This window comes from Cellulomonas fimi ATCC 484, assembly GCF_000212695.1.
Classification (GTDB): domain Bacteria; phylum Actinomycetota; class Actinomycetes; order Actinomycetales; family Cellulomonadaceae; genus Cellulomonas; species Cellulomonas fimi.
On the sequence record NC_015514.1, the window covers coordinates 2,623,039 to 2,647,704 of the forward strand.

19 protein-coding genes and 1 riboswitch are annotated in these 24,666 nt (G+C 77.5%); of the genes, 7 read left to right on the forward strand and 12 right to left on the reverse strand.

Features of this window, described 5'->3' with window-relative positions:
* Window positions 1-6: 6 nt before the first annotated feature.
* The 5 genes from holA to leuS all read right to left on the reverse strand — a co-directional run bounded on the left by holA (window position 7) and on the right by leuS (window position 7,753).
* Window positions 7-1,023, reverse strand: coding sequence for a DNA polymerase III subunit delta (gene holA, locus CELF_RS11960; RefSeq protein ID WP_013771522.1), 1,017 nt, complete (start codon window positions 1,021-1,023; stop codon window positions 7-9).
* 82 nt (window positions 1,024-1,105) lie between these two features.
* Entirely contained in the window at window positions 1,106-2,524 is a 1,419-nt protein-coding gene (locus CELF_RS11965) for a ComEC/Rec2 family competence protein (protein WP_157457161.1), read from the reverse strand.
* 302 nt (window positions 2,525-2,826) lie between these two features.
* The gene (locus CELF_RS21190; RefSeq protein WP_232014234.1) at window positions 2,827-3,777 is read right to left on the reverse strand and encodes a ComEA family DNA-binding protein; all 951 of its coding nucleotides are present in this window, start codon (window positions 3,775-3,777) and stop codon (window positions 2,827-2,829) included.
* Between the two features lie 113 nt (window positions 3,778-3,890).
* Window positions 3,891-4,829 (reverse strand): DegV family protein, encoded by a 939-nt coding sequence (locus tag CELF_RS11975; RefSeq protein WP_083835802.1) that lies wholly within the window; start codon window positions 4,827-4,829, stop codon window positions 3,891-3,893.
* Entirely contained in the window at window positions 4,826-7,753 is a 2,928-nt protein-coding gene (gene leuS / locus CELF_RS11980) for a leucine--tRNA ligase (RefSeq protein WP_013771526.1), read from the reverse strand. Before leuS ends, CELF_RS11975 begins: the two co-directional genes overlap by 4 nt.
* A 128-nt stretch (window positions 7,754-7,881) precedes the next feature.
* On the opposite strand from leuS, the gene CELF_RS11985 reads away from it, so the two are divergent.
* Window positions 7,882-9,669, forward strand: a complete 1,788-nt coding sequence (locus CELF_RS11985) for a helicase HerA-like domain-containing protein (protein WP_013771527.1) — start codon at window positions 7,882-7,884, stop codon at window positions 9,667-9,669.
* Here the strand turns inward: CELF_RS11985 and CELF_RS11990 are convergent.
* From CELF_RS11990 to CELF_RS12005, 4 genes are all read right to left on the reverse strand, one after another.
* Window positions 9,604-10,878, reverse strand: a complete 1,275-nt coding sequence (locus tag CELF_RS11990; RefSeq protein WP_013771528.1) for an MFS transporter — start codon at window positions 10,876-10,878, stop codon at window positions 9,604-9,606. The two genes, CELF_RS11985 and CELF_RS11990, sit on opposite strands and share 66 nt — an antisense overlap.
* Before the next feature lie 95 nt (window positions 10,879-10,973).
* Window positions 10,974-11,663: a metal-dependent transcriptional regulator gene (locus tag CELF_RS11995; protein WP_013771529.1), complete on the reverse strand. Its 690-nt coding sequence runs from the start codon at window positions 11,661-11,663 to the stop codon at window positions 10,974-10,976.
* Between the two features lie 40 nt (window positions 11,664-11,703).
* Window positions 11,704-13,284 carry a D-alanyl-D-alanine carboxypeptidase family protein gene (locus CELF_RS12000; protein ID WP_013771530.1) on the reverse strand — a complete coding sequence of 527 codons (1,581 nt, stop codon included), beginning with the start codon at window positions 13,282-13,284 and terminating at the stop codon, window positions 11,704-11,706.
* Between the two features lie 80 nt (window positions 13,285-13,364).
* Window positions 13,365-15,041 carry a metallophosphoesterase family protein gene (locus tag CELF_RS12005; protein WP_083835723.1) on the reverse strand — a complete coding sequence of 559 codons (1,677 nt, stop codon included), beginning with the start codon at window positions 15,039-15,041 and terminating at the stop codon, window positions 13,365-13,367.
* Here CELF_RS12005 and CELF_RS12010 point away from each other — a divergent pair.
* Window positions 15,019-15,549 carry an SRPBCC family protein gene (locus tag CELF_RS12010; RefSeq protein ID WP_013771532.1) on the forward strand — a complete coding sequence of 177 codons (531 nt, stop codon included), beginning with the start codon at window positions 15,019-15,021 and terminating at the stop codon, window positions 15,547-15,549. The two genes, CELF_RS12005 and CELF_RS12010, sit on opposite strands and share 23 nt — an antisense overlap.
* A gap of 21 nt (window positions 15,550-15,570) precedes the next feature.
* Here CELF_RS12010 and CELF_RS12015 read toward each other — a convergent pair whose 3' ends face one another.
* Window positions 15,571-17,112 (reverse strand): hypothetical protein, encoded by a 1,542-nt coding sequence (locus tag CELF_RS12015; RefSeq protein ID WP_013771533.1) that lies wholly within the window; start codon window positions 17,110-17,112, stop codon window positions 15,571-15,573.
* A 143-nt stretch (window positions 17,113-17,255) separates the two neighbouring features.
* Window positions 17,256-17,378, forward strand: a riboswitch (TPP riboswitch).
* A gap of 131 nt (window positions 17,379-17,509) precedes the next feature.
* Between CELF_RS12015 and CELF_RS12020 the strand changes: the two genes are divergently transcribed.
* From CELF_RS12020 to CELF_RS12040, 5 genes are all read left to right on the forward strand, one after another.
* Window positions 17,510-18,178 (forward strand): YkoF family thiamine/hydroxymethylpyrimidine-binding protein, encoded by a 669-nt coding sequence (locus CELF_RS12020; RefSeq protein ID WP_013771534.1) that lies wholly within the window; start codon window positions 17,510-17,512, stop codon window positions 18,176-18,178.
* Complete coding sequence (locus tag CELF_RS12025) at window positions 18,175-18,909, forward strand: ECF transporter S component (RefSeq protein ID WP_013771535.1); 735 nt, start codon at window positions 18,175-18,177, stop codon at window positions 18,907-18,909. Before CELF_RS12020 ends, CELF_RS12025 begins: the two co-directional genes overlap by 4 nt.
* Window positions 18,906-20,516 (forward strand): ABC transporter ATP-binding protein, encoded by a 1,611-nt coding sequence (locus tag CELF_RS12030; protein WP_013771536.1) that lies wholly within the window; start codon window positions 18,906-18,908, stop codon window positions 20,514-20,516. The genes CELF_RS12025 and CELF_RS12030 overlap by 4 nt, the downstream gene beginning before the upstream one ends.
* A complete protein-coding gene (locus CELF_RS12035) occupies window positions 20,513-21,328 on the forward strand; it encodes an energy-coupling factor transporter transmembrane component T family protein (protein ID WP_013771537.1) in 816 nt (271 codons plus the stop codon). The genes CELF_RS12030 and CELF_RS12035 overlap by 4 nt, the downstream gene beginning before the upstream one ends.
* Window positions 21,329-21,401: 73 nt before the next feature.
* Window positions 21,402-22,907, forward strand: coding sequence for a CYTH and CHAD domain-containing protein (locus tag CELF_RS12040; protein ID WP_013771538.1), 1,506 nt, complete (start codon window positions 21,402-21,404; stop codon window positions 22,905-22,907).
* A gap of 30 nt (window positions 22,908-22,937) precedes the next feature.
* Here the strand turns inward: CELF_RS12040 and CELF_RS12045 are convergent, their stop codons facing one another.
* Window positions 22,938-23,879 carry a VOC family protein gene (locus tag CELF_RS12045; RefSeq protein WP_013771539.1) on the reverse strand — a complete coding sequence of 314 codons (942 nt, stop codon included), beginning with the start codon at window positions 23,877-23,879 and terminating at the stop codon, window positions 22,938-22,940.
* Window positions 23,880-23,979: 100 nt separating this feature from the next.
* A complete protein-coding gene (locus tag CELF_RS12050; RefSeq protein WP_013771540.1) occupies window positions 23,980-24,621 on the reverse strand; it encodes a CYTH domain-containing protein in 642 nt (213 codons plus the stop codon).
* Window positions 24,622-24,666 lie beyond the last annotated feature (45 nt).

Consider the following 24,666-nt stretch of genomic DNA (forward strand, 5'->3'; position numbering starts at 1 on the left):
CGACCCTCAGCTCGTGGTGCCCGACGCGGCGGCGACGCGGAGCACGGCGCGCTCGACCGCGAACCGCGGGTCGCGGCTCTCTCCCTTGACCTCGGCGTCCGCCTGCGCCACCGACGAGATCGCGAGCGCGAGGCCCTCGGGCGTCCACCGGCGCAGGTCCGCGAGCGCGCGGTCGGTCTGCCACGGCGCGAGACCGAGCTCACGGACCGCGGCGGTGCCCCGGCCGCGGACCGCCGCGACCTTCGCGAGGACGCGGAGCTTGGCGGCGAGGGCGGCGACGATCGGCACCGGGTCGACGCCGGTCGCGAGCGCGTGCCGCAGCAGCGCCACGGCCTGCCCGGAGCTCCCCGCGATCGCCGCGTCGGCGACCCGGAAGCCCGTGGCCTCGATCCGGCCGCCGTAGTACCGCTCCACGACGTCCGGCCCGATGAGACCCGTGGTGTCCGCGACGAGCTGGCTGCACGCCGCCGCGAGCTCCCGCAGGTCGCTGCCGACGGCGTCGACCAGGGCGCGCACGGCCTGGGCGTCGGCGCGACGGCCCGCGCGGCGCAGCTCGGCGCTCACGAACGAGGACTTGTCGGCGTCCGACTTCACGACGTCGCACGTGACCGTCGGGACGCGGCGCGTGCGCAGCGCGTCGAGGAGCTTCTTGCCGCGCTGCCCGCCCGCGTGGCGCAGGACGACGACCACGCCGTCGGCCGGGGCCTCGAGGTACGCGGTGACGTCGGCGACGAGATCGTCCGTCGCCCGCTCCAGCCCGGTCACGACGACGACCCGGTCCTCGGCGAACAGCGACGGGCTCGTCACGACGCGCAGCGTGCCGACGGCGTACTCCGCGGCGTCGAGGCGAGACACCTCGACGCCCGGGTCGGCCGCGCGTGCCCGTTCGACCAGCCGGTCCACGGCACGCTCGGCGAGCAGGTCCTCCGGGCCGCTGACCAGCACGATCGGCGCAGGTTCGACGTCCTCCCACGACAGTCCGGGCGCGGACGGGCGGGACGGGCTGCGTCGGGCGGGAGGCACGTCCCCAGCCTGCCACGCCCCGCGGACACGTCGGACGGCCGTCCCGTGCCGCGGGGAGCACCCGGGTACCGCTCGGCGCGGCTCACGTACCGTCCGGTCGGCCACCGCGGGCGGCGTGCGCGGGCCACGCCAGACGCGCCAGGGCCGCACCCGCCCCGGCGAGGAGCAGCGCCCCGACGGCGCCCGGCAGCCAGCTGACCTGCGCCCCCGGGAGGGCGGCGACGGTCCGGGCCACCGCCCCGATCCACCAGCACGCCGCTCCCGCGACGGCGGCGGCGACGTGCCCGAGCGGCGGGCACAGCGTCCCGACGAGGGCGCCCGCGAGACCGACCACGGTCGCCGGCGCGACCGCCGGCGCCGCGAGGAGGTTCGCCGGGACCGCGAGGACCGCGACGTCGGGGTCGAGGAGCAGCAGGACGGGCGCGCACACGAGCTGGGCCGCGAGCGGGGCGGCGAGCGCCGTCGCGACCGGGTGCGGGAGGACGTCGCGCCACCGGTCGGCCAGCGGGACGCCGAGCAGGACGAGGCCCGCGGTCGCGACCACGGACAGCACGAACCCGAGCTCGCGTGCCTGCCAGGGGTCCACGACCAGGAGCCCGACGACGGCGGCGGCGAGCGCGGCGGGCGACCGGCTCGGCCGCCCCACGAGCAGGCCGGCGACCGCGACGAGGCCCATGCCCGCGGCCCGGACGACGCTCGGGGACGCGCCGACGAGCAGGACGAGGCATGCGCCGACGGCGAGGACGGTGACTGCCTGCCCGCGGCGCGGCACGCCGACAGCGCCCGCTCCCGCCAGGACCAGCGCACCGACGAGCGCGAAGTGCGCCCCCGAGACGGCCGTGAGGTGCGTCAGGCCCGCGACGCGCAGCGCGTCCCGCAGGTCGTCGGGCACCCCGCGGGTGTCGCCGATGGTCACGCCGGGCAGCAGCGCGGCGGCGTCTCCCGGCAGGGCCGCCGACTGCCGGGCCACGGTCGACCGGACGGCGTCGGGCACCACCCACCACGCGGCGGGCCGGGCGGTCGGCTCGGGAGCGGCCTGCGTCGACACGACGGCGACCGCGCGCTCCCCCGCGTCGCCGCGCGACACCGCGCCCTGCACGGCGACCCGGGTGCCGACCGGAACCTCGAGCCACGACGCCGGTCCGACGACCACCACCGGCGCGTCGACCGCGACCGTGCCTTCCGCCGTGCTCACGCGCTCGACGCGCAGTGTCGCCCGCGCGCGCTGCGGAGCCCCCGGCCAGGCCGGGGCGAGCCGCGCGGTCCCGTGCAGGACCGTCCCCTCGAGACGCGACACCCCCGCCAGGTCCGCCCGGTGGCCCAGCGGGCCTCCTGCCCGCCCGGCCACCTGCGCCGCACCCGCCAGCAGCACCGCGGCCGCCGTGACGAGCGCCAGGGCGACCGCCGCCGCCGCTCGATCCGGCGCGGGTCCCCGCGCGTCGTCGCGCACACGACCCACCGCGGCCCGCCGGTGCTCCGCGCGGACACGGGCGACGCTCACGGCTACGGCCGCCACCACGCAGCCCGTTCCGGCGACCGCCGCAGAGCGGGGTTCGAGCAGGACGACGACCCACGCCGCCACCCACGCGGCTGCGGCCGGTGCGGCGAGCCGCAGGTCCAGCGCGAGCCCGGGCGACGGCGGTGGACGGCCCCCGGGCGGTGCGCCCGCACGGGCGCGGGGAGTGCCTGGGCGGGTCGCGCGCGCGCCACGTCGCCGCGACGCGTCGGGGAGCGCGGGGCCCGCGGCGTGGGGGCCGGCGGCGTGGGTGCGTGCGGCGTGGGGGTCGCCGGAGCCGTCGCGTGTCACACGCGGACCAGGTCGCGGAGCTGGTCGAGCAGCGCCGGGCCGATGCCGCGGACGTCCGCGAGGTCGTCGACGCTCGTGAACGGCGCGTCGGAGCGGTGCTCGACGATGCGCTGCGCGAGCACGGGCCCGATGCCGGGCAGCCCGTCGAGGGCTGCCGCGTCCGCCGTGTTGAGGTCGACGAGGCCGGGCGCGGCGGGAGCGGAGCCGGACGCGGCCGGTGCAGGGGCCTCACCGACACGCGGCACGACGACCTGCTCCCCGTCGACGAGCACGCGCGCGAGGTTGAGCAGCGCGAGGTCCGCGTCCGCGGAGGTGCCACCGGCGGCGCTGAGGGCGTCGGCGACGCGCGCACCGGCGTCGAGCTCGACGAGGCCGGGCGCCGAGACGGCACCGACGACGTGCACCAGCACGGGCGCGGGCGTCGGCGCGGGAGCGGCATCGGGCGGCCGTGCACCGGACCCGGTCGGCCCGGGCGCGGCCAGCGCAGGAGCGGTCGGCTCCGGCAGGACGACGGCCTCACCGCTCGGCCGGGTCGAGGCACGCAGCGCGACCGCACCGGCGAGCAGGAGCACGACGGTCCCCGCGGCCGCGGCGGCCCGCCAGGACGGCGCCCAGCGCGGCCGTGCGCGACGCGGGTCGGTGCGCGCGAGAGGGTGCCCGTACGCGTCGGCGTACTCGTCGCGCACCCGCTCCAGCGCGAGCCGGGCGTCGGGGACACTCAGGGCTGCCGGCCGCGCCTCGGCGTCCTGGGGCACGTCCCGGTCGGCGGGGGCTTCGCGCCCCTCACCGGCCGCGGCTGCCGCGGGCACCGGCCGCCACCCCTGCCCGCGGCGCTCCCGCGCGGCGTCGGGCTCGTCCGTCGGGTGCAGGCGCACCCCTCGGACCGGCGTCGGCGGCGCACCGACGAGGACGGCGAGGCGTCGGCGGGGTTCGGCTGGGCTGACCACGCCGCCGACCGTAGGTGCGGCCCGGCACGGCGGGGCCGGCTCCTCGCCCGACGGTGGACGGGCGCGCCCGGCACGGGTCTGTGGACGCCTCGCGCCGGCAGCCTGACCGCGCGTCAGGCGTCGGCGACGACCACCGCGAGCAGCCCCGGACCGACGTGCGCGGCGAGGACCGCGCCGGCGTCCGCGGTCACGGTCTCGACCACCCGCTGGGCGCCCCACGTGCGGATCTGCTCCGCGACCGCGGCGGCGAGCTCGGGCTGCTGCAGGTGGTGCACGGCGACACGTGCCGCGGGGCGGCGGGCGAGGTCCGCGACGGCGATCGCCTCGAGCCGGTCGCGTGCCGCGCGGCGCGTGCGCACCTTCTCGGCGACGACCACGGACCCGTCGCGCAGCGTGAGGATCGGGCGCAGACCGAGCACGGTGCCGAGCGCGGCCGCGGGCGCGCTGAGGCGGCCGCCACGACGCAGGTGGTCGAGCGAGTCGACGAGGAACCAGACGTGCGCGGAGGCGGCCGTCGTCCGGGCGACGTCGGCGACCTCACAGCCCGTCACGGGGACGGGCTGCTGCCGCCGGTCGCGCCACCGGGCGAGCAGCCCCTCGGGCGCCGCCGGGAGGGCGGCGGCACGCGCGGCGGCGAGCACCGCGAAGCCGAGCCCCATGGCGGCGGTCCCCGAGTCGACGACGTGCACCGGCACGGCCACGGTGGCCGCGGCGAGGCGCGCCGCCTGCACCGTCCCCGACAGCCCGCCCGCCAGGTGCACGGACACGATCTCCGTGGCGCCGGCCGCGACCGCGCGCTCGTACGCGGCGGCGAAGGCCGCAGGCGCGGGCTGCGACGTCGTGACGCGTGCCCCCCGCGCGAGGGCCGCCAGGAGCTCCTCGGGACCGACGTCGACGCCCTCGGAGCGGCGTTCGCCGTCGACCACGACGTCCAGCGGGACGACCCCGACGCCGTGCGCGACGACCTGGTCCGCGGTCAGCGAGGCCGTCGAGTCGGTGACGACCGCGACGTGCGGGCGCGCGCCCGCCCGCCGCCCCCGGCTGCCGCTCAGGCCGGCACCACGTTGACGAGGCGCGGCGCCCGGACGATCACGGTGCGCACGTCCCGCCCGGCGAGGGCGCGCTGCACGCCGGCGTCGGCGAGCGCGAGCGCGGTGAGCTCGTCGTCGGCGACGTCGGGACGCACCTCGACACGACCACGCACCTTGCCCTGCACCTGCAGGACGCACGTCACGGTCTCCTCGACGAGGAACGCCGGGTCGGCCACCGGGAACGGCTCGCGCGCGAGCGACTGCTCGTGGCCGAGCCGGAGCCACAGCTCCTCCGCGATGTGCGGTGCCACGGGCGCGGTCATGAGGACGAGCGCCTCCGCCGCGGCGCGCGGGGCGGCCGGCAGCGTCGTGAGGTGGTTGTTGAGCACGATGAGCTTGGCGATCGCGGTGTTGAGGCGCATCGCGGCCATGTCGGCCGTGACGTCGGCGATCGTGCGGTGCAGCAGCCGGGACGTCTCGTCGGACGGTGCGTCGTCGGTGACCGTGACCTCACCCGTCGTCTCGTCGACGACGTTGCGCCACAGCCGCTGCAGGTAGCGCTGCGAGCCGACGACGGCCCGCGTCTCCCACGGGCGCGACTGGTCGAGCGGGCCCATCGACATCTCGTAGACGCGCAGCGTGTCGGCGCCGTAGTCGGCGTACATCTCGTCGGGCGTCACGGCGTTCTTCAGGGACTTGCCCATCTTGCCGTGCTCGCGCGTGACCGGGCGGCCCTGCCAGGAGAAGCCGGTGGCGGAGCCCTCGTCCTCCACGACCTCGACCGCGGGCACGGCGACGAGCCGCTCGTCGCGGAACACGTCGGCCTGGATGTAGCCCTGGTTGAACAGCCGGTGGAACGGCTCCGCGCTGGTCACGTGGCCGAGGTCGAACAGCACCTTGTGCCAGAAGCGCGCGTACAGCAGGTGCAGGACCGCGTGCTCGACGCCACCGACGTACAGGTCGACACCACCGACGCGGTCGTCGCCGTCGCCGGAGTGGCCCGGGCCCATCCAGTACCGCTCGAGCTCGGGGTCGACGAGGACCTCGTCGTTCGTCGGGTCCAGGTAGCGCAGGTAGTACCAGCACGACCCGGCCCAGTTGGGCATGGTGTTGGTGTCGCGGCGGTACCGCTTCGGACCGTCGCCGAGGTCGAGCGTGACGTGCACCCAGTCGTCGTTGCGGCCGAGCGGCGGCTCGGGCGACGACTGCGCGTCGTCGGGGTCGAACGTCCGCGGCGCGTAGTCCGGCACGTCGGGCAGCGGGACGGGCAGCGCGTGCGCGGGCAGCGCGACCGGCAGGTCGTTCTCGTCGTAGACGATCGGGAACGGCTCGCCCCAGTAGCGCTGCCGGCTGAACAGCCAGTCGCGCAGGCGGTAGGTGACGGTGCCCTCGCCGACGCCGTGCCGCTCGAGCCAGGCGATGATCGCCGCCTTGGCCTCGGCCACGGGCAGCCCGTCGAGGCTGATCTCGTCGTTGGAGGAGTTGATGACGGCGCCGTCGCCGGTGCGCGCGCCCTCGGGCGTGCCGTCCGGGGCGTCGACCGTGTACACGACGGGCAGCTCGAAGGCCTGCGCGAACGCGAAGTCGCGCTCGTCGCCACCGGGCACGGCCATGATCGCGCCGGTGCCGTAGCCCATGAGCACGTAGTCGGCCGTGAACACCGGCAGCAGCTCGCCGTTCACGGGGTTCGCGGCGAGGTGACCGGTGAAGACGCCCGTCTTGCGGCCGGCGTCGGCCTGGCGCTCGACGGCGGTCTTCGCGGCGGACTCGACGCGGTACGCGGCCACGGCGTCCGCGGGCGTGCGGTGGCCGCCCGTCCAGGCGGCGTGCGTGCCGTCGGGCCACGCGGACGGCACCTCGTCGAGCAGCGGGTGCTCGGGGGCGACGACGACGAACGTCGCGCCGAACAGCGTGTCGGGGCGCGTCGTGAAGACCTCGACCTCGCTGCCGCCCTGGACCGCGAACCGCACGCGCGCACCCGTGGAGCGGCCGATCCAGTTGCGCTGCATCGCCTTGACCTTGTCGGGCCAGTCGATGCGCTCGAGGTCGTCGACGAGGCGGTCGGCGTACGCCGTGATCCGCATGTTCCACTGCCGCAGGCTGCGCTGGAACACCGGGAAGTTGCCGCGCTCGGACCGGCCGTCGGCGGTGACCTCCTCGTTGGCGAGCACGGTGCCGAGGCCGGGGCACCAGTTGACGGGCGTCTCGGAGACGTACGCCAGGCGCTGGGCGTCGACCACGCGGCGTCGCGTCACGGCGTCCAGGTCGGCCCACGTCGCGCCCTCGACGACGCCCTCGACGTCCGTCGGGAGCGGCCGGCCGGCCTCGTACGCGGCGACGAGCTCGGTCACCGGGCGCGCGGCGCCGCGGCCGCCGTCGGGACGCACGGCGTCCTCGTCGAACCAGGACTCGAAGATCTGCAGGAAGATCCACTGCGTCCAGCGGACGTAGTCGGGGTCGATCGTGGCGAACGAGCGGCGCGGGTCGTGCGCGAGACCCAGTCGGCGCAGCTGGCGCTGCATGATCTCGATGTTCGCCTCGGTCGTGGTGCGCGGGTGCTGGCCCGTCTCGACCGCGTACTGCTCGGCAGGCAGCCCGAACGCGTCGAAGCCGAGCGCGTGCAGGACGTTGTCGCCCTGCATGCGGCGGTAGCGCGCGACGACGTCGGTCGCGATGTACCCGAGCGGGTGCCCGACGTGCAGGCCCGCGCCGGAGGGGTACGGGAACATGTCCATGACGAAGAACGACGGGCGCGTGGCGTCCGCGAGCCTGCCGTCGCCGTCCGTGAGCCCGCCGACGGGGTTCGCGGCGTGGAACGTGCCGCGGCGCTGCCACTCGTCCTGCCAGCGCAGCTCGATCTCCTGCGCGAGGGCGGCGGTGTAGCGGAACGGCACCTCGGCGGAGGGGGTGGAGGGGGCGGGGGCGGAGGTGTCCTGCGACGTCACCCGAGGAGTTTACCGACGGGCTCCGCACGCCTGCACGCACCATCCACCCGTCCGCACGCCGCGCTGGGGCGGCGCAGCGCTCGGGCGTCGACCTGCACCGCCAGGGCGTGCGCTCCTACGATCGCGACATGGCAGCCACCCCGGCAGGTGAGGACGACGGCGTCCGGCTCGCCCGGCTCGAGGCCCAGGCCGCGCAGGCCGCCGCCGAGGCGGCCCGGCTCGAGGCGCAGGCCGCCCGGGCCGCAGCGGCGGCGGCCGCCGCGGAGCTCGCAGCCGCCCGCGCGGCCGCGCCCCCCGGGCGACCGGCGACGCCGCCCGCCGACGAGCCGGAGCGGGTCCGGCAGGTGCGCGAGGGGTACACGTTCGCCGGGCCGACGCTCGACCTCGGGGTGCTCGTCGAGGACGGCACGCCGGTGCCGTCGGCGCGCGTCGGGCTGCCCCTGGGCCTGCTCAACCGGCACGCGCTCGTCGCGGGCGCGACCGGCACGGGCAAGACCCGCACCCTGCAGCTCATGGCCGAGCAGCTCTCGACGGCGGGCGTCCCGACGTTCGTCGCCGACGTCAAGGGCGACCTCACGGGCCTGGCGGTGCCGGGCACCGCGTCGGACCGGCTCACGGAGCGCACCCGGGCCCTCGGGCAGGACTGGTCTGCGAGCGCGTTCCCCGTGGAGCTCTACGCGCTCGGCGGCGTCGGCACCGGGGTGCCGGTCCGGACCACGGTGACCGACTTCGGACCGCTGCTCCTCGCGAAGGTCCTGGGCCTCAACGCGACCCAGGAGTCGAGCCTCGGTCTCGTCTTCCACTGGGCCGACCAGCAGGGGCTCGCGCTGCTCGACCTCGCGGACCTGCGCACGACGCTGCAGTGGCTCACCTCGGACGACGGCAAGGCCGAGCTCACGGGCATCGGCGGGCTGTCCTCGTCGACCGCCGGCGTCATCCTGCGCGAGATCGTCGCGCTGCAGGCGCAGGGTGCGGACGCGTTCTTCGGCGAGCCGGCGTTCGAGGTCGAGGACCTGCTGCGCACGGCGCCCGACGGCCGCGGCGTGATCTCGGCGCTCGAGCTGCCCGGTGTGCAGGACCGGCCCGCGCTGTTCTCGACGTTCCTCATGTGGCTGCTGGCCGAGCTGTTCGAGGTGCTGCCGGAGATCGGCGACCCGGACGAGCCGCGGCTCGTGTTCTTCTTCGACGAGGCGCACCTGCTGTTCGCGGACGCGTCCGACGACTTCCTCGCGCAGGTGGTGCGGACCGTGCGGCTCATCCGGTCCAAGGGCGTGGGCGTCGTCTTCGTCACGCAGAGCCCGAAGGACGTGCCGCCGGACGTGCTCGGCCAGCTCGGCAGCCGTGTGCAGCACGCGCTGCGTGCGTTCACGCCGGACGACGCGGCGGCGCTGCGGGCGGCGGCGCGCACGTACCCGACGTCGTCGTACGACCTGGAGCGTGTCCTGCAGGACCTCGCGACGGGCGAGGCGGTCGTGACCGTGCTGGGCGAGCGCGGCGCCCCGACGCCGGTCGCGTGGACGCGGCTGCTCGCACCGCGCGCGTCGATGGACGCCGCGCCGGCGGACGCCGTGGCGGCGCTGGTCGCCGGCTCGGCCGCGGCGCAGCGCTACGGCGCGAGCGTCGACCGGGAGTCGGCGGCGGAGCTGCTGACGGTGCGGATCGAGCGTGCGGAGGCCGAGCGCGCGGCCGACCGGGAGGCGCAGGAGCGCGCCGAGGAGCGAGCCGCGCAGGACAAGGAGCGGGCGGCCGCGGAGCGCGAGGCCGCGCGGCGCGAGCGCGAGCAGGCCCGCACGAGCGGGTCGTCGCGACGCACGAGCCGCTCGGCCGACCCGCTCGACGCGTTCCTGCGGTCAGCCGGCACGCAGCTGGGTCGCGAGATCACGCGCACCCTCTTCGGCACCCGTCGCCGGCGCTGAGTCCGCGCCGGGCGTCCCGGCCGGTGCGACGGAGGGCTGCGCGGCGGGCGGTGCACCGCGACCGACCGTGAGCACGACGAGCAGGCCGGCGGCGGTGAGCCCGGCACCGACCCACGCGGGGGCGAGGTACCCGAGGCCCGCGTCGATGACGAGCCCGCCGAAGAACGCGCCCGCGGCGTTGCCGAGGTTGAGCGCGGAGTGGCACAGGGCGGCCCCGAGCGAGGGGGCCGCGGGCGAGACGTCCATGAGGCGCGTCTGCAGCGCGAGCCCGAGCACCTGGGACGTGACGCCGAGCAGCACGACCGCGACGACCGCGGGCACCGGGTCCGCGCCCACGAGGGCGATCGCGACGAGCACGACGATCGTCGCGACCATGCCCGCGATCACGGTGCCGAGGACCGAGCGGTCCGCGAGGCGGCCGCCGAGCAGCGTGCCGGCCGTCATGCCCACGCCGTACAGCGCGAGGACGAGGGGCACGACGCCGACGTCGAGCCCGGTCACCTCGGTGAGGAGCGGCTTGACGTAGGAGTACACGGCGAACATGCCGCCGAACCCGACGGACCCCGCGGCGAACGCGACCCACAGCCGCCGGTTGCGCAGCGCGGCGAGCTCGGTGCGCACGGTCGCCCCGGGCAGCGGCGCGAGGCCGGGCGTCCAGGCGCGCAGCGCGGCGAGCGTCACCAGGCCGAGGACGCCGACGCCGACGAACGCCCAGCGCCATCCGACGGCCTGCCCGGCGATCGCGCTCGACGGGACGCCGACCGCGCACGCGACGGTCAGGCCGGCCATCATCGACGCGACGGCCTGCCCACGGCGCTCGGGACCGACGACGGCCGTGCCCATCACGGCGCCGACGCCGAAGAACGCACCGTGCGGGAGGCCCGCGACGAAGCGCGCGAGGACGAGCGTCTCGGCGGTGGGCGCGAACGCGGACAGCAGGTTGCCGACGGTGAACGCGACCATGAGCAGCAGGAGCAGCCGGCGACGGTCGAGCCGCGCACCCAGGGCGGCGAGCGTGGGGGCACCCACGACGACGCCGAGCGCGTACGCGGTGATCGCGTGCCCGGCGGCGGGGATCGAGACGCCGAGGTCCGTCGCGATCTCGGGCAGCAGGCCCATGGTCGCGAACTCGGTGGTGCCGATGCCGAAGCCGCCGAGCGCGAGGGCGAAGAGCGCGGCGCGCGTGCGCGCGGGGGTCAGGCCGACCACGGCGGTCCTCCGTAACGAATCGATTCGACCAGGGTGCGGAGAACGCCGTCGTCAGCTCCGGGGATCGCCCCGAGCCTACGGCACCGCCGCCCGCGTCAGCCGCGCGGCACGAGCCAGATGGCCCGCGCGGCCACCTCGCCGAGGTCCACCGTCGCCGCGCCCGGTCCCTCCCCCACGCGCACCGAGACCACGCCCGCGACCGCCCGGCGCTCCACGACGTCGACGTGCGCGTCGAGCACCAGGCCCACCGACTCCACGTACCGCAGCAGCTCCGGGTCGGCGTCCGAGATCCGCGCGACCGACCACGGGCCCGTCGCCGCCTCCCACAGCTCGTGCGCGGGCGGCGGGTCGAACGAGCCGTCGGGCCCGGGGATCGGGTCGCCGTGCGGGTCCCGCCGCGGCCGGCCCAGCTGCGCGTCGATGCGCTCGACGAACAGGTCGGACACCGCGTGCTCGAGCACCTCCGCCTCGTCGTGCACCTCGTCCCAGCCGTAGCCGAGCACCTCCACGAGGAACGTCTCGACCAGCCGGTGCCGGCGCACCATCGCGAGCGCGTGCCGCCGCCCCTCGGCCGTCAGCTCCACCGCCCCGTACGGCTGGTGGGTCACGAGCCCGGCGTCCGCCAGACGTCGGACCGTCTCCGAGACCGTCGACGCCCCGACGCCCAGGCGCGCGGCGAGCAGCTTCGTCGTCACCGGCTGCGTCGACCACTCCTGCGCCGACCACACCACCTTGAGGTAGTCCTGCGTCACCGCGGTCAGCGGCGGGGTCGGCTGGGTGCTCACGGCGACCAGCGTAGGGCGCGGCGCGGCGGGCCCCCGGAGGTCACCAGCCGTCGACGCTCCAGTGCCACGCCTCGCTCGGCAGGTTCTCCAGCCCGTACGCGGGTGCGTGCTCGACGAGCCACGCGAAGGCCGCCGACCCGCGCTGCACGACCCGCCCGTCCACCGTGAGGTCGAGCGCGAGCCCGCGCTCGTGCCGCGACGTCCCCGGCACCGCGGTCGGCGGGTGGCACGTGACGACCGACGGGTCGGACCCCGACGCGTGGCAGTTGCGCGCGCGCAGCGCGATCTGCTGCTCGGCGCTGCGCCAGCCCCACGCGTGCAGGTCGATGCCGTCCGCGCGGGCCGCGAGCAGCAGCTCGTCGACCCCGGCGGCCAGGCACGGGTGCACCCGCACGCCCGTCTCGGTCACGACCGTGTCCTCCAGCGGGATCGGCGCGTCGACCGCCGTGCAGTCGAGCGCGAGCTCCGCGCGACGCACCAGCAGCTCGGGCGGCACGTCGACGCGCCACAGCTCCTGGCCCGTGGCGGCGACGAGCAGGACCGACCCGCCCTCCGTGCGCAGCCGGGAGCCCGGCGCGGACGCGGTGCCGGTGGCCCACAGCGGGGTGCCGTCCGCGGCGGCCAGCACGAGGTTGCCGTCGTCCTGCACGGCGAGCCGTGCGCCCGCTCCGGGGGCCGCCGGGACGGGAGCGGCCCACACCGCCCGGCCGTCGTAGGTGAGCGTGAGGGCCGTCTCGTCGAGCCGCAGCCGCAGGTGGCCGTCGAGGGACGCGAGCTCCTGCCCCGCCGACAGCGCGGCGCCCGGCGCGAGCTCGGCGGGTCCGAGCGCCGTGCCCGAGGACCACAGCGGCGTGCCGTCGACGGCGTAGAGCACGACGTCGCCGTCGTCCTGCACGACGAGCGTCGCGCCCGGGTTGCCCGCCGTGCGCGAGCGCCACTCCCACGACCCGTCCGGCGCGCCCAGCACGAGGTTGCCGTCGTCGCCCAGCCGCAGCGTCGAGCCCGGCTCGTGCGTGCCGGTCGACCAGCGGGTCGCGGCGTCCGGGCCGAGCAGGACGACGTCCCCGTCGTCGAGGACGAGCAGCGTGTGCCGCCCGTCGGGCGACGACAGCGCCTCGCCGGGCCGCAGCTCACCGCCCGGGCCGAGCAGGGACGGGCGGACGGCCGTGCCGGACTGCCACACGACGACGCCGTCCGGCGCGCGCACCACGACGTCCCCGTCGTCCTGCACGACGAGGGCCGCGCCGGCGGCCCCCACGGTCCCCGTGCTCCACACCGGCTCGCCGTCGGGGCCGACCAGCCGCACGTCGCCGTCGTCCGCGACCGCGAGCCGCACGCCCGGGACGGTGGTCCCCGCGGTCCAGCGCGCGGCACCGTCGGCGCCGTACAGGCCGAGGTCGCCGTCGGGCTGCACCACGAGCGTCTGCGACCCGTCGGCGGACACGAGCGCCTGGCCCGGCTCGAGCACCTCGCCCGGCAGCAGGTGGTCCTCCCCCGGTGCCGCCCCGGCGGCGGTCACGCCCCCCGCGAGCACGCCCACCGTCACGAGGGCGACCAGGAGCACCCTGCGGGTACGCCCGGTCCCGACGCGCCCCGTCGCGCGCCCGTCTCGCTGCTCCACGCCGTCCCCCCTCACCGCACCTGCGGCCGAGTGCGAGGGGAGGCGGCCCCGCTCGCGCCCCCCACCCTAGGTGACGCGGGTCACATCGGTGAAGGGTGATTCGCGCCCCCGCGCGGCCGGTCCGGCTCACGCGGGACCGGCCACTGCAGGCGCGGGCTGACGGACGCGCTGCCGTCCGGGCGCACCTGGACCAGCTGGTAGTCCACGACCCGCCGGGCGTCCGGGTCCCAGCGCAGGACCGTCATCTCGGCGGTGCCGTTGAGCGGTCCGACCGTCGGCTCCCCCAGGGTCGCGCCCGCCGTGCTCGAGCTCACGTACTGGACACCCTGGCCCACGACCGCCGGCCCGCCCCGCACGTGCATGTGGCCGGACACCTGCGCGGGCACGCACCCCGAGTCCAGCGCCGCGCGCCCGACCCGGGGTGTGTGGACGAGCAGCAGGTCGACGCCGTCCTCGTCGTCGCACGCCGTCTCCACGAGCCGCTCCGCGACGTCCTGGGGGGACTCCGCGCCCGCCGTCGTCCCCGAGCCGACCCGCGTCTGCGCGGGGTCGTGGTCGCCCAGCACGCGCAGCCCCGCGACCTCGACCACCTCGCCGTCGAGCACGCGCGCACCGGCCCGCGCGTACACCGCCGACGTCTCCGCCGAGTCGTGGTTGCCCGGCGACGTCACCAGCTGCACACCGTCCGGCACCGCCCGCGCGAACGTCGTCACGCAGTACTGCTCGACACCCGTGCCGTTCATGGTGGTGTCGCCCGCGTCGAGCACCACGTCGGCGCCCGAGCGGCGCACGGCCGCGGCGATCAGGGGCGCCATCCCGACGTTGCAGTGCAGGTCCGAGACCACGAGCAGCACGACGGGCTCGGGCGCGTCACGCGCGGGCTCCTGCGACGCCGTCGACGACGGGCTCGGTGCCACGCGCTCGTCCTGCGCGTCGAGCACGGGCTGCGTCGCGTCCCAGGCCTCGTCGAGCGACGCCCCGGCGCGCGCGTAGAACGCGGTGTTCTCGCGGTACGCGTCGACCACGTAGCCGCCGTAGGTGTCGATCACCCCACCGAGCCGGCCCGTGACACGCGCACCCTCCAGCGGCGTGCCGTCGAACACCGCCGACGCGGGCCGGGACGCCGTGGGCTGGTCGCGCTCGCCCACGCTCGCGGTCAGCACCGTCCCGCCGACGAGCACGGCGACGGCACCGCCCGCGATCGCCCGCCGGTGCGGCGCCACGGCGGACGCGAGCTCGGTACGGCGGCTGCGACCCAGGACCCACCGACCCGCCCACCAGCCGGCGACCAGCAGCGCGAACGTCACGGCCGAGCGCCCGAGCGCGTCCAGCACCAGGGCGCGGGCGACGTCCTCGACCGCCGCCTGGGGCGCCGAGAAGAACGCCAGGTAGCTGCGCAGGTCGCCGCTCAGCGCCTGCAGCGTCGTCGCCTCGTCGAGCTCGGTGACCGCCGCCGGGATCTCCTGCACCGTGACGCGCAGGCCGAGCGTCAGCGGCAGCGGCGAGTCGATCTGCAGGGTGCCGACGGGACCGAGGTCGATCGTCACGGTGTCGTCCGTCGTGACGTCGTACCGGGCCTCGTGCGGCCCGAGGCTCGCCTCGACCGACGCGGTCGTCACGCCGACCACGAGGGCCGCGAGCAGCGCCAGGAGCACCACACCCGCACGCCGGCGCACCGCACGGGCGACCCGCGCGCGCCGCCCGCCGCCCGCGGGCGCACCGGTCGCTGCGGGCGTGTCCTGGGGCGCGGTCGTCATCGGCACCGAGCCTAGACTCGGCGACGTGCGCCGTCGCGGCTACGTGCTGACGTCCGTGTGGCGCGTGGGCGCACCGCTCGCGCGCTGCTGGGACGTGCTCGCCGACCCGGCCCTGACGTGGCCCGACTGGTGGCCCCACCTGCGCACGCGCGACGTCGCCCCGGCCGACGGGCTCGTCGGCAGCTCCGCGACGCTGCTGTTCCGCACGCCCCTGGGCTACCCGCTGCGCGTCGCGCTCGTCGTCACCGCCGCGGAGTCGCAGCGGCGGGTGCTCGTGCGCGCCACGGGCGACCTCGACGGCACGGGCGACGTCCGGCTGACCGCGGCCGCGGCCGACCGGACCCGGATCGACGTCCACTGGGACGTGCGCACCACGCCCCGCTGGATGAACGTCACCGCTCCCCTGCTGGGCCGCGCGTTCGTCGCGTCGCACGCCCGGGTCATGCGCGCGGGCGAGCGCGGTCTCGACCGGCACCTGCGGGCTGCGTCGGGTGCCGGCCTCACCTGAGCTCGCGGACGCCTCCCGGCGTCACTGGTAGGTCACGAGGTCCGGCACCGGCTGCACGGCGTACGTCTGCACGGGGTCGAGCATCGGCACGTCCTCGTCGTAGAAGTTCTTCCAGCCCCAGTGCACCGCGGGCGCGCCCGCACGCAGCGCCTGCCACGTGCCGGCCTTCGCCGGCTGCGTGCCCTGCCCGTCCGCGTGGATGAGGACCGCGAGCTCGTCGCGCGAGGTGTCGAGGCGCTCGCGGCCCTGGATCATCCGGAGGCTGAACTGGTGCAGCACCAGCATCTTCTGCGGCAGCGCGCGCCGCGCCGTGAAGTCCGCGAGCCACGCGGCGACCGCGTTGACCTCGTCGACGCCCACCGAGCCGATCTGCCGCAGGTGCACCTGGTCCGGCGCGAGCCGCCACTCCGGGTCGAGCGCCAGGCCGACGTGCGGCAGCGCGAGCAGGTCCGCGTAGAGCTGGGCCTGCGTGACGAAGTCCGTGCGGCCCGGCTGCAGGTCGAGCACGACCGTCTGGCCCGCCGCCCCGGCGGCCTCGACGAGCGGGCGCAGCTCCTCGACCGACCGCTCCTGCGAGTAGTTGCCGTCCGGCCCCGCGCCGGCGGACGCGATCGTCGCGATGATCTCGACCGTGGGCACGACGGTGTCGCCCGTGAGCGCCCGGTAGCCGTCCGCGTGGGCCTGCGCACGCGCGATCGTCGCGGGCACGTCCTGCTCGCCCAGCACCCCGAGCGCGGCCGTCCCCGGGGTGCCGTACAGCGCGACGTACCTCTTGCCCGGCAGGCCCGGGACCGCCGGGAACACGAGCTGGCCGCCGCCCGGCAGCTCGACGCCCGTCGCCGCGGTCGCGACCCGCGTCGCGAGGCGCTCCGGCGGGCCGAACGCCTCGCCGAGGGCGAGCACGTGGGCGGGGCGCCGCTCCGCGAGCGCACGGACCGCCCCCGAGGTCGCGCGCGGGTCGCCGCCCGGGACGTCGACGACGGCGACGCCCGCGAGCGCCGCGTCCGCCGCCGCGACGGCGAGCGGGGCGGTCACGCCCGTGAGCAGGACCGTCCCGTCCAGCGGCTCGGGCGGCGCCGTGCGTGGGAGGTCGGCGGCGTCCACGAGGGCGACGACCGTCGCACCGTCGACGTCCGGCGGGCTCGCCGCCCCGGCGACGACGACCCAGCGCGTCCCGAGCCGGTCCAGCTCGGCGGCCAGCGCGTCGGGCGGTGCACCCGGGCCCGTCAGCAGCACGGGGGCGCCGAGTCGGGCGCTCTGCCCGACGGCGGCCTCCTGGGCGGCGGCGTCGGCCGCGTCGGCGACGAGGACGACCGGCGCGTGCTCGACGAGCGCACGCACGACGTCGAGGGCCGCCGACTCGGGGGTCGCCGCGGGCAGCACCGTGACGGGCGCCTCGGGAACGGTCAGGCGCGCCGCGAGGGGTGTCGGGGACGGGCTCGGGCTGCCGCTCGACGCGGACGGCGACGGTGCGGCGTCGTCGTCGACGGTGCACGCCGCGACCGCGAGCGCGGCGGCGACGAGGACGACGGGGACGACGACGGACGGGCGACGGATCGGCACGGCACTCCTTCGCGAGGACCCGGACACCCTACGGGGGACGAACCGGACCGCGCGCGAGGACCGCCCGGCGCCCGGTCCGGTCACGACCACGGAGCGGGACGGCCCTCGCGCGCCGCGCCCGCGCCCGCTACGGTCGGCCGCGACAGAAGCCCCCGGGGAGCGCAGGAGCGCTGAGAGTGCGGCCGGACGACCCGTCGTCCCACCCGCAGACCCGTGGAACCTGACCTGGTTCGCACCAGCGTAGGGAGCAGGGCACTCGTCGCCGGCGGCGCCGGTGGCTGGTCGTCCGTCGGGCCTCGCACGCCACCTCGGCGTGCCCCGACGGCGGGTGGCGGACGCCGTCGCGCGGCCTCGTGCTGCTCGCCGGGGGCCCCACGACCGACGTGAGGACCCTCCGATGACCAGCACTGCCGCAGGCCCGCCCCCGCTGCCCGCCGCCGCCGAGGCGGCCCGCCGGACGGCCGCCGACCTCGGCATCGGCGCGCGCTTCTCGCTGCACCCCGCCGCCGACGACGCGGGCGCGGCGGTGCTCGACGCGCTCGCCGCCGCGGACCGCTCGGCGGTCGACGTCGTCACCGACGACGTCTCCACGCTCGTCCGCGGGACGGAGGCCGACGTGGTCCGCTTCGTGCACGACGTCGTCGCCGCCGCGGGCCGCCCCGGCCGGCACGTCGTCGCACAGGTGCACCTGTCGCGCGGCTGCCCCGGGGAGGTCGCGTGCGCGACCGCCGACGACGTCGTCCTGGCCCCCGTGGTCGTGCCCGACCTCCCGGCGACCGGCCTGCGCGCGGCCGCGCACTGGGCGCTGTACCCGCTCGACGACGGCACCGCGGGCCGGCCTGGAGACCACATGCGGGCCATCGAGCAGGCGGTCGCCGTCGCGCGCACCCGGGCCGTCGTCACGCCGTCGACGTTCGTCACGCGCCTCGACGGCGACCTCGCGGACGTGCTGGGGGCGGTCGTCGACGGCTGGCTCGCCGCCGCGCGGCACGTCCGGCACGTCGTCGCGCACGCCACGATCACGCTGCACTCGCCGTCGTGGTCCGCCGCGGAGGTGACCCGGTGAGCGCGCGGGCCCGCCTCACGACGAGCGAGCTCGTGCTGCTCGCGGTACTCGCCGTCGTCTTCGGGTTCCTGTACTGGGCGCTCGTGCAGGCGTGGGCGGCCCTGCAGCTCGCGATGGGGCCGTTCGGGGACCTCGCGCAGCACGTGCTCATCGGCGGGTGGATGGTCGCGGCGCCGCTCGCGACGTACATCGTGCGCAAGCCGGGCGTCGGGGTCGTCGTCGAGCTCGTCGCGGCGTTCGTCGAGGTCGCGTTCCTCGCCTCGCCGGTCGGCCCGATGCTGCTGGTCGTCGGGCTGGTGCAGGGCGTCGGTGCGGAGGCGGCGTTCGCGCTGACCCGCTACCGCCGGTACGGCTGGGGCGTGTTCGCGCTGTCCGGGGTGCTCGCCGGGCTGGCGAGCACCGCGCTCGGCACCGTGCGGTTTGGCTGGCTCGGGCAGGACTGGTTCGCGTGGCGGCTCGGGCTGCAGGTGCTCAGCGGCCTGGTGCTGTGCGGGCTCCTGGCACGTGTGCTGGGCGACGCGCTGGCGCGCACGGGCGTGCTGGACAACACGGCGCTCGGGCGGGCGCGGCGCGCGTCCGCCGCCCCGGCCCCGGTCCGCGTCGACGGGGCACCGGCGGCGACCGCCGAGGCGCCGGGCGTCGTCGGCGGAGCGCGGGAGCCGGTTCCGGTGCCGCTGCCCGACGGCACGACGGCCCGCGCCGACGAGACGGCCGGACCGGGTCCCTCGTGATCACGGTCCGCGGGCTCACCGTCCGGTACCCGGACGCGACCGGACCGGTGCTCGACGGGCTCGACCTCGACGTGGCGGCCGGCGAGGACGTCCTGCTGCTCGGCGGCTCGGGCGGCGGCAAGAGCACGCTCCTGCGCGTCCTCGCGGGCGTCGTCCCGCGCGTGCTCGACGCCGACGTCGACGGCAGCGCCCACGTCGCAGGCGAGGACGTGCTCGCGACGTCCCCGGCGGCGCGCGTCGGCTACCTCACGCAGAGCCCCGCGGACCAGCTGTGCCTGCCCACGGTGCACGACGAGGTCGCGTTCGGCCTGGAGAACCGGGGCGTGCCCGCCGACCGCATCACGGCGCGCGTCGACGCGGCGCTCACGCTCGTCGGGGCGGCCCACCTCGCCGGGCGCAGGACCGCGGAGCTGTCCGGCGGCGAGGGGCAGCGGGTCGCTCTCGCGGCGACCCTCGTGACGCAGCCGGACGTGCTGCTGCTCGACGAGCCGACCGCGCTCCTCGACCCGGCGGCGGCCCGCGGCGCCTGGGCGGCGCTCACGGCGGCGTCCAGCGGGCGGGCGTCGGTCCTCGTCGAGCACCGTCTCGACGAGCTGCCCCGGCTGCCCGCGCGGACCGTCGTGCTCGACGACGGCGGCGTCGCGGCCGACGGTCCCACCGCGAGGGTCCTCCACGACCTCGCTCCCCGGCTCGCGGCGCGCGGCCTCGCCCTGCCCGTGGACGCCGAGCTGCGCGGCGCCGGCGTCCGTGCGACGACCGACCTGGCGGTCCTGCCGGGCACGTCCGCGTGCGGCGGCGCGGCACGCGTCCTGCGGGCGCGGGGGATGCACGTGCGGCGCAGCGGGCGCGACGTGCTGCGCCGGGTCGACCTCGACGTGCGCGCCGGTCACGTGACGGCGGTCGTCGGGCCGAACGGGTCGGGCAAGAGCACGCTCCTGCTCGCGCTCGCCGGGCTGCTGGTCGGTGACGTGGACGGCGCCGTCGACGGGGGCTCGGTCGGGCTCGTCTTCCAGCACCCCGAGCACCAGCTCCTCGCCCGCACGGTGCGCGACGAGATCGCCTGGGGTCCCCGCCGTGCGCGGCGGCCGGACGTGGGTCCGGTCGTCGACGCCGCGCTCGACCGGTTCGCCCTGTCCGGCCTCGCCGGGCAGGACCCCTTCCGGCTGTCCGGCGGGGAGCAGCGGCGCCTGTCGGTCGCCGCGGCGGCGGTGTGCGGGCACGACGTGCTGCTCGCCGACGAGCCGACGTTCGGCCAGGACAGGCGGACCGCCGTGGCCTGCGGGGACGCGCTGCGTGCGCTTGCGGACGAGGGCCGGGGCGTCGTGGTGGTCACGCACGACCTGCGCCTCGTGGCCGAGGTCGCGGACGACGTCGTCGTGCTGCGCGAGGGGCGGGTGCTGCGGGCCGGACCGGCCGAGCAGGTCCTGCGGGACGGGTCCCTGCTCGCCGCCGCGGGGCTGGTCCTGCCGCCGGTGGTGCGGGCCGCGTGCGCCGACGGACGACCGCTGCGCGCGGTCCTCGCGGCCCTGCGGCGCGCGGTCGCAGACCGCTCGGGCGACGGGGGCGCGCTGCTCGGCCGGGCGCTCGTCGGGGGTGGCCGCGCGTGAGCCGTCCCACGTCCGGGACGGCGCTCCCGCACGACTCGCTGCTGCACCGCCGCAACCCCACGGTGAAGCTCGCCGTCACGTTCGCGGTGTCGGGCGCGATGCTGGTCCCCGTCGACCCGTGGACACCCGGCGTCCTGCTGGCGCTGACCGTCCCCGCGGTCGTCGTCGCGGGGCGGTTGCCCGTCGCGGTCGTCGCCCGCGCGCTCGCGCTCTTCACGCCCTTCGCGGTGTCGGTCCTCGCGGTGAACGCGGTGACGCGGGACGGCGAGGTGCTCGCCCGGGTCGCGGGGCTGGAGGTGACGACGACGGGCCTGTCCGTCGGCGCCTCGCTGTTCCTGCGCACGGTGCTGGTGGGCCTGCTGTCCGCCGCGTTCACCCTGACCACCGACGCGGGCCGGCTCATGACGAGCCTGCACCAGCACGCGCGGCTCGGACCGCGGGCGACGTTCGCGGTCCTCGCCGGGTACCGCGTGCTCGAGCAGCTCCCGGACCGCTGGACGACCGTGCGGCAGGCGCAGGCGGTCCGCTCCCCCGCCCGCCGCCCCGGTGCGCCGCTCCCCCGCGACCCGGGGTCGCTCGCGCGCGCGGCGTTCGCCGTCCTCGTCGTCTCGATCCGGCAGGGCGAGCGCCTCGCGATCGCCCTGGAGACGCGCGGCCTCGGCACCGGCCCGCGGACGGTCGCACGACCGGTGCCGCTCGACCGTCGAGACGGTGCGCTCGCGGCCGTCGTGCTCGCCGTCGTCGCGGGCACGCTCGCGGGCGCGCAGCGGCTCGGCGTGCTCGAGACGTGGTCGACCGTGGGAGGCGGCTGAGGGCGACGCGGGGCCGCGCGCGGCGCGCGGACTTCGGCGCGCGGCCGCCCGCGGCAGGTGCCACGCTCGGGACATGGCGCACCGGGAGGTCGAGACGGCGTTCGAGGTCGGGCCGGACGTGCCGCTGCCCGACCTCTCCGGGGTCGCCGGGGTCGCCCGGACGCAGGGGCCGGCGTCCGCGCGGCTCGTCGCGACGTACTGGGACACGCCGGGCCGCGACCTCACGCGGGCGGGGGTGTCGTTGCGGCGGCGCACCGGCGGCGACGACGCCGGATGGCACCTCAAGGTCCCGGCGCCCGCGCGGGGCCCGGCACGGCTGCGCACCGAGCACCGACGGCCCGGGGACGCCTCGTCGCCGCCCGCCGACCTCGTCGCGCTCGTGCGGGGCCGCGTCCGTGAGCAGCCGCTCGCTCCCGTCGTCGAGCTCGTCACCGACCGCTCGACGACCCGCCTGGTCGCCGACGACGGCACCGTGCTCGCCGAGGTCGCGGACGACGTCGTCACCGTGCACCCGGTCGGCGGTGACGACACCGCCGTCCGCACGTGGCGGGAGTGGGAGGTCGAGGCGGTCGCCGGCGACGAGGTGCTCGTCGAGGCGGTGGGGGCGGTGCTCGCGTCGGCGGGCGGCACGGTCCGGGCTGCGTCCAAGGTCCGGCGGGCGCTCGGCGACGCGGTCCCGGACCCGCCCTCCACCGAGCCGCGCGACGGGTCCGCGGGCGAGGCGGTCCGTGCCGCGCTCGCCCGGCACGTCGCACGCCTGCTCGCGGCGGACGTGGGCCTGCGGCTCGGCGACGACGAGGCGGTGCACGACGCCCGCGTCGCCGTGCGCCGGCTGCGCGCGGCGCTCGCCGTCTACCGGCCGGTCGTCGACCGCGCGGTCACCGACCCGGTGCGCGACCGGCTGCGCCACGTGGGGCACGTGCTGGGCGCGGCGCGCGACGCGCACGTCGAGCGGGCGGTCCTGGCCGAGCGCCTGGACGCCGAGCCGGTCGAGCTGGTCCTCGGACCCGTCGCCGCACGGGTGGCCGGCGACCGGTCCGCGGCGCACGCCGAGGCGCTGCAGGAGGTCGCGGCGCTCCTCGACGACCCCGAGCACCTGGCGCTGCTGGCCCTGCTCGAGTCGTGGTCGGTCGACCTGCCCCGCGGCCCGCGCGCCGGGGAGCCCGCGCAGGTCGTGGTCCCGCGGCGTGCGCGGCGCGCGTGGCGCCGGCTCGAACGCCTCGCCGCGTCGGTGCCCCGGGGCGAGGGCCGTGACGACGCGTGGCACGAGGTCCGCAAGGCGGCCCGCCGGGCCCGGTACGCGAGCGAGGTCGCCCAGCCCGTGGTCGGCTCGCCGGCCCGCCGCAGCGCGCGCCGCGCACGCGACCTGCAGGACGTCCTGGGCGACCGCAACGACACCGTGGTCCGGCGTGCGACGCTGCGCCGGCTCGGCGTCGAGGCGCACCTGGACGGCGAGAACGCGTTCACCTACGGGCGGCTGCACGCGCTCGAGCAGTGCGCCGCCGAGCGGGCGGACGCACGCGCCGCGACCGTGCTGCAGCGGGCTGTCGCGCGCGGGCACCGGCGCTGGGCGTCCTGAGCGGCGCACCGGTGCCGGGGTGCCGCGGGGTCAGGCCGCGGCGCTGACCCGCACGACGTTGCGCCACGGGTCCTCGAACAGCAGCGTCGACCCGTCGTCCGCGGGCCGCACCCCGGCGTGCCGGACGCGCTCGACGAGCGCGCCGAGGTCGTCCGTGGTGGGCACCGTGATCCGCACCTCGCCGAGCCCGAGCGCGGAGGCGCGGGGACCGGCACCGGCGCTGTTCCACGTGTTCATCGCGAGGTGGTGGTGGTAGCCGCCCGCGGAGACGAACAGGGCGCCGTGCCACTCCGCCATGACGTCGAAGCCCAGGGCGTCGACGTAGAACGCGCGCGCGGACGGGACGTCGCCCACGGACAGGTGCACGTGCCCGACCACCGCGTCGCCTGCGCCCGGCTGCTCGGCCGCCTGCTCGGAGAGGTGCTCGGCGAGGAAGCCGTTCGGGTCGAGGCGCAGCGAGTCCATGACGACGCCGCCCTCGGCGGTGCGCTGCCACTGGTCACGGCTGCGGTCCCAGTAGAGCTCGACGCCGTTGCCCTCGGGGTCGGTGAGGTAGAACGCGAGCGAGACGAGGTGGTCGGCCGAGCCGACGTAGGACTCGGGCGCGTGCCGGGCGACGGACGCGAGGGTCGCCGCGAGGCCGGTCCGGTCGTCGAACAGGATCGCGGTGTGGAACAGGCCCGCGGAGCCGCGCCGGGCGGGCGGCAGGTCGGGCGTGTGGCGCAGCACGACGAGCGGCGTGCCGCCACGGCCGAGCGTGACGACGTCGGCCCGGGGGGCGCCGAACCGCTCGCCGGGGTCGGTGAGCACATCGAGCGCGAGCGTGTCGCGGTAGAAGCGCAGCTGGCGGTCGAGGTCGCCGACGAGGAGCGTGACGGCGTCCATCCCCGTCCCGGCCGCGATGGCGTCGTGCGGCGAGCGGTCGAGCGGGCGGGCGGGTGCCCCGTGGCCGGGGACGGGAGCGGTGGGCATGGCGGACCTCCTGGACGGGATGCCTCCTAGAATAGTTGACGGTTCAACTTTGTTCCCGATCCCGGCGTCTGCGCCCGGCCCGGCACCCCGGCGCGTCGCGTCAGCCCGGACCGTCCTGCCCCGCCAGGTGGTTGTGCCCGAGCCCCGTGAGGAACCGCGGCCCCGCCGTCGCGAGCTCCTGCGCCCACCGCGCCGCCCACCCGCCGAACGGGCGCACCGCGAGCCCGTCGTTCGCGAACCGCGCGTCGACCGTCACCTCGGTCGTGCAGAACGCCGGCACGACCAGGTCCGTCACGGGTCCGCCACGCTCGACCTCGGCGACCACGAGCGGCGCGTTGCCGCCGGCGAACACGTCGATCACCCAGCCGTCCGTGCCGAGCCACGCCGAGTGCCGCAGCTTCGCGACCCGAGCCGGCGCCCGGCGGACCAGCTCGACCGCGACGAGCGGGTCCAGCTCCCTCTCCGCCTCGTACCGCGTGCCCTCGACCATGGGGCCCTTCACGGTGATCGCGCAGAAGTCCACCGCGCCGACGTGCGCCTCCAGGAGCGCGAGCTCGTCGAGCGCCGGGTCCACGCCCGCCACGCCCGTCGCTTGCGCCCGCACCCGCACCGCGAACCCGTCCTGCGCGAGCAGGTAGCTCTGCACGATGAGCGTCGGCGACGCCTCCAGCAGCTCCGTCGGCACGTGCTCGACGAAGAACCGCCGCTCGAACTCGAAGTCGCCGTACCCGGTGTCGCTCATCGGCCCGACCGCCCCGCACCGCGCGGCCCGTTGGTGTGCATGCCC

Bases quoted from the DNA above. Each gene is read 5' to 3' on its own strand.
- CELF_RS11985 (WP_013771527.1), top strand. From the start codon at position 7,882: ATGGCAGCCACCCCGGCAGGTGAGGACGACGGCGTCCGGCTCGCCCGG.
- CELF_RS12005 (WP_083835723.1), bottom strand. From the start codon at position 15,041: ATGACGACCGCGCCCCAGGACACGCCCGCAGCGACCGGTGCGCCCGCG.
- CELF_RS12020 (WP_013771534.1), top strand. From the start codon at position 17,510: ATGACCAGCACTGCCGCAGGCCCGCCCCCGCTGCCCGCCGCCGCCGAG.
- CELF_RS12040 (WP_013771538.1), top strand. From the start codon at position 21,402: ATGGCGCACCGGGAGGTCGAGACGGCGTTCGAGGTCGGGCCGGACGTG.
- CELF_RS12045 (WP_013771539.1), bottom strand. From the start codon at position 23,879: ATGCCCACCGCTCCCGTCCCCGGCCACGGGGCACCCGCCCGCCCGCTC.
- CELF_RS12050 (WP_013771540.1), bottom strand. From the start codon at position 24,621: ATGAGCGACACCGGGTACGGCGACTTCGAGTTCGAGCGGCGGTTCTTC.